Below are 4537 nucleotides of genomic sequence, written 5' to 3' on the forward strand. Positions count from 1 at the left end.
GGGGAGACCTTTGCGTGGTGCGCCATCTCGCTGCCCTGGTCCCTTACCAGCGAGGTCTGCATCATCCGGGGCAGCTCGGTGAAGTACTCGATCACCGCGTCCGCGGGGGCCCTCGGCGTGTTTCGAGGGCAGGGCGAGCGGGCCGGTGAACCCGCTCATCCGCTCCACCAGCGTCGCCGCGCACGAGGACCCGTTCTTCCCGATGATCAGGTCGCCCTCCCAGTGCCCGGGTACCCGCCGCTTCGCCGCGTCCTCGCCACGCTCCGCGATCGGGACCATCCCCACGATCGGCCCGCCTCGGGAGCGGCCGTGCGTGCGGGGCCGGCGCTTGGTCCGTTTGGACTGCAAGAAGATCCCACGCTTGGCGAGTTCTCCGCGGGGGATCGCGTAGATGTACTGGTAGATCGCTTCTCCGCTGACGGTGCGGCCCTGAGCGTCGGGAGAGTTCGCCATGCGTTCAACGGTCGGGTCTGCGGCCTCCAGACGCAAGCCACCCGCGATCTCGTTCGGCATCCATGACGCTGCGAGGTCGGCGTTGACGCGGGCCTCGAGTACCGGGTCCTTTGCCACTTTCCGGACCTGTGGGCGAGAGCGCTGGCGTTGCGCTTTCACGTCCGCGGTCACGGCTTGATAGCCGCGCGTCTTCGTCGAGTTCGGTCGAAGCTCTCTGGAGACCACCGAAGGGCATCTACCCAGGTGAGACGCGATCCTCCGGACTCCCCACCCGGCCTTCGATCCCGTCGAGATCTCCATCCGCTCCGTGAACGTGAGTCGCCGCCGCACCATCCCAGGCCTCCTCGCCTCGAGCCCCCACCGACCGGGAGTGTTGCTACGACGCTATGACACCACCAACCGACAGTCATCTCTTGCCGATTTACATTCAGCCGACGACCCGAATGAAGCCAGCAGCCGAATGCACTCGACGGTCTACGTCGAAGTCGTGGTCTGGTCCAGGTCTCGGCGTCCCTTGCGGAGCCCGATTTCGTAGGCTGTAAAGGAAATGAGCGTCAGTGCGATTAACGGCAGCACGAACCACGCCATGGCTACGGTGAATCCCTCCAGTGCATCGTGCGCTGTGGCAGCCAGCACAAGGTATCCGGTGTAGGCGGCGTACAAAACCACGAACAAGCCGCCCTCCCAACGCGCCACCGCGAAGCCCGTGAACGCGATCGGCAGTAGTGCCACTGCGGCCGCCAGCATTACTGGGATATCGAAGGCCACTGCGGCGCCGGATACGGGAATGCCCTCAAGAGAGATGAGCGCGGTTAGTCCTAGCACTACCCCTATGTTGAAGATATTGCTGCCGACCACGTTGCCCACCGCTAGGTCGCGTTCACCGCGACGCACGGCAATGATGGACGTCGCCAGCTCGGGCAGCGATGTCCCGACAGCCACAACGGTCAGTCCGACCACGAGGCTGCTTACGCCCAACGTGGTGGCTATGTTCACTGCTCCTTCCACGAGCAGCGTGGCACCGGCGACCAGCAACGCGACCCCCAGCAGCACAAAGAAGAGCGACCTGCTGACCGAGGCGCCTAGCGCAGCCCCTTCCTCGTCGGCTGGATCGACGGTTGCCGAATCTCCTGTCCCTTCCCGGGCATTCACCGCGGTCTTGGCGTCCCGCCGACTAATCACCACGGACATTATGGTGTGGACCACCACACCGAAAAATAGTATCAGCCCGTCCACCGCACTGATCCTCCCATCCAGGGACACAAGGAGCAGTAGAACTGACAAGACGACCATCAGGGGCAGGTCAAAGCGGATCAGCCTCCGCTTTACAGCGAGGGGAACGACCAGCGCGGACAGTCCCAGGATGAGCAGGACATTAATGATGTTGCTGCCAACCGCATTGCCCACGGCAAGCCCCGGTTCATCACGCAGTACAGCACCGACGCTCACTGCGAACTCGGGTGCCGACGTCGCCGCTGACACTACGGTGAGACCGATCACCAATGACGAAATCCCGAAACGTCCGGCCAGTGCTGACGCCCCACGCACCAAAAATTCCCCACCCAAGACCAGCAGCACCAGTCCGGCCACGATCCGTCCAATATCAAGCGCATCCATGAGTAGGAGTGTACGGACCACAGTTCAGGCCCTGCCACGAGCACCCGCTGACCTCGAGATTTCACTGGGGTGTGGTCTCGACGGGTGGGCGTCATAGAGAAAGGTGCTCCTGGCCTGGGATGATACGGGGTGTCGAGTCTCGTAATCCCTGGCCGGAAGGAGCACCTTTCAGGTGTCCCACCCTACCGTGTTCTTCTACCCCCGCCCGCGTGTGGACGTCGCTGAGGTCCCGGCGGCCTCGCATGCGGGCGCGGTGCTGCTGACCGACACGATCCACGCCACCGGCCTCGCCTCTTCGCTGCGTGAAGCGTTGGGTTCATGGACGAAACCGCTGGCCGAGCATCACGCCTCCAAGGTCCTGCTGGACCTCGCGATGACTCTCGCGGTGGGCGGGGAGGTCGCCCGTGACACCGACCTGCTGCGGTGCGAGCCGGGCCTGTTCGGTGACGTCGCCTCGGCCCCAACGATCTCCCGCACGCTCACCACCCTCGCTGAGGACGCGCCCGCCGTGATGACCGCGATCGCCAGGGCTCGCAGGACCGCGCGCGAGCAGGCCTGGGCCCTGGCCGGCGAGCATTCCCCGGCCGAGGGGACGAGCGCGAAGACCCCGCTGGTCATCGACCTCGACGCCACCCTGATCAACGTCCACAGTGAGAAGGAGCAAGCCGCCCCGACGTTCAAACGCGGCTTCGGCTACCACCCTCTGTACGCGTTCCTGGACCACGGCAGCGAAGGAACCGGGGAACCGCTCGCGATCCACCTTCGCCCCGGCAACGCGGGCTCGAACACCGCCAGCGATCACATCGCCGTCACCCGTCTGGCCCTTGCGCAGCTCCCACCGGCCCTGCTGGGCCGGGGCGGGCGGGGATCGAAAAAGGTCCTGATTCGCACCGACGGGGCCGGCGGCCCCAAGGACTTCGCGGGCTGGCTGGAGCGGCAGCGTCTGGCCTACTCAGTCGGGTTCACCCTCCCCGCGAACACTCCTGACCTGTTGGAACGTATTGATGAGGCGAAGGCGTGGACTCCTGCCTACGACACCGACACCGAAGGGATCCGCGATGGGGCATGGGTCGCGGAACTGACCGGACTACTGGACCTGCCCGGGTGGCCCCCGGAATGCGGGTAACCGTAAGGAAGGAACGCCCCCACCCCGGAGTGCAGCTACGGATCACCGATCACAAAGGGATGCGGATCACTGCGTTCGCGACCAACGCCCCACGCGGCCAGCTTCCAGTGCTGGAGCTGCGTCACCGCCGCCGCGCGCGCTGCGAGGACCGGATCCGCAACGCCAAGGACATGGGCCTGATGAAGTTCCCGCTGCAGGGATTCGCGCAGAACCAGGTCTGGTGCCAGATCGTCCAGCTCGCCGGCGTCATCGTCGCCTGGATGCAGGCCATCGCGCTGGCCGGCCATGATGCACGTCGCTGGGAGCCCAAACGGTTTCGCGCACGGTTGTTCGAGATCCCCGCGACCATCGTGCGCCGCTGTCGGCACAAGATCCTGCATTCGAGGCTCATCGCATTTGAGGGTGTAGCAAGGGTCTGAAGCCGCCTGATTCGAGGAGGCTGCGGGCGATGTAGTTGGTGAGGTTGCGGAAGCCGAGGGCGGAGCCGCGCAGGTGTTCGAGCCGGCCGTTGATCGCCTCCGTCGGACCGTTGCTGGTGCCCAGTCGCTCGAAGAACGCCAGCACGTCGGCGGCGCGTTTGGTCAGTGTCCGGCCGAGCTTGCCCAGTTCCTCGAGGGTGTCGGGGACCTTCTTGCTCAGCGCCGCGATCACCTTCTCCATCTTGGCCTTAGCCTTTGCGCGGTCGAATTCTCGATACGCGGCGACCATGGCCTGGTAGATCTCCCAGGCCGCTTCGACCGCGGCGTGCTTCTCGTGGGCGAAGAGGACGCTGAGGTGTTCTTTTTGGCGGTCGGTCAGCAGGCTCATCCCGGTGTGGAGGGTGCGGCGCAGTTGCGTCCGGCAGAGTGGTGTACGAATCCCGCAGCACGTTGACTCCGGTTGGCGTGTCGACCGCGAAGTAGAAGCGGTCACCGCGGGAGGCTTTCGAGGAAACTCTCACATCCCACTCGAAAGGGACACCCGCGATGACCGCTCCCCACGATATCGACCCCCAGGCGTTTCTGTCCGATCTGCTCACCCAGGCCTCGCCGGACTTGATGCGTCAGATGCTCACCACCTTCATCAATGCCCTGCTGTCGGCCGAGGCTGACAGCGTGTGCGGCGCCGCCTACGGCGCCCGCTCGGATGAGCGCACCAACCGGCGTAACGGCTACCGGCACCGGGACCTGGACACCCGCGCCGGCACCATCGACGTCGCGATCCCGAAACTGCGCGAAGGCACCTACTTTCCCGACTGGCTCCTGGAGCGGCGCCGCCGCGCCGAGGCAGCGCTGACCACGGTGGTCGCCACCTGCTACCTGCTCGGCGTCTCCACCCGCCGGATGGACAAACTGGTGCAGA

The 4537-nt window shown here is 65.4% G+C and carries 2 protein-coding genes and 3 pseudogenes; 2 read left to right on the top strand and 3 right to left on the bottom strand.

Annotation, left to right across the window (positions count from 1 at the left end):
* Positions 1-786, bottom strand: a pseudogene (locus ACFI33_RS11545) (IS30 family transposase); the annotation flags it as partial.
* Positions 787-927: 141 nt separating this feature from the next.
* A complete protein-coding gene (locus tag ACFI33_RS11550; RefSeq protein ID WP_043282823.1) occupies positions 928-2070 on the bottom strand; it encodes a calcium/sodium antiporter in 1143 nt (380 codons plus the stop codon).
* 172 nt (positions 2071-2242) lie between these two features.
* Here ACFI33_RS11550 and ACFI33_RS11555 point away from each other — a divergent pair.
* Positions 2243-3615 (top strand): annotated as a pseudogene (locus ACFI33_RS11555) (IS1380 family transposase).
* Here ACFI33_RS11555 and ACFI33_RS11560 read toward each other — a convergent pair.
* Positions 3584-4024, bottom strand: a pseudogene (locus ACFI33_RS11560) (ISL3 family transposase); the annotation flags it as partial. The pseudogenes ACFI33_RS11555 and ACFI33_RS11560 overlap by 32 nt on opposite strands.
* 137 nt (positions 4025-4161) lie before the next feature.
* Between ACFI33_RS11560 and ACFI33_RS11565 the strand changes: the two are divergent.
* The coding region (locus ACFI33_RS11565) for a transposase (protein ID WP_462624040.1) at positions 4162-4537 on the top strand (376 nt) is incomplete at its 3' end.

It is taken from the genome of Micrococcus sp. PSi08, assembly GCF_054960655.1.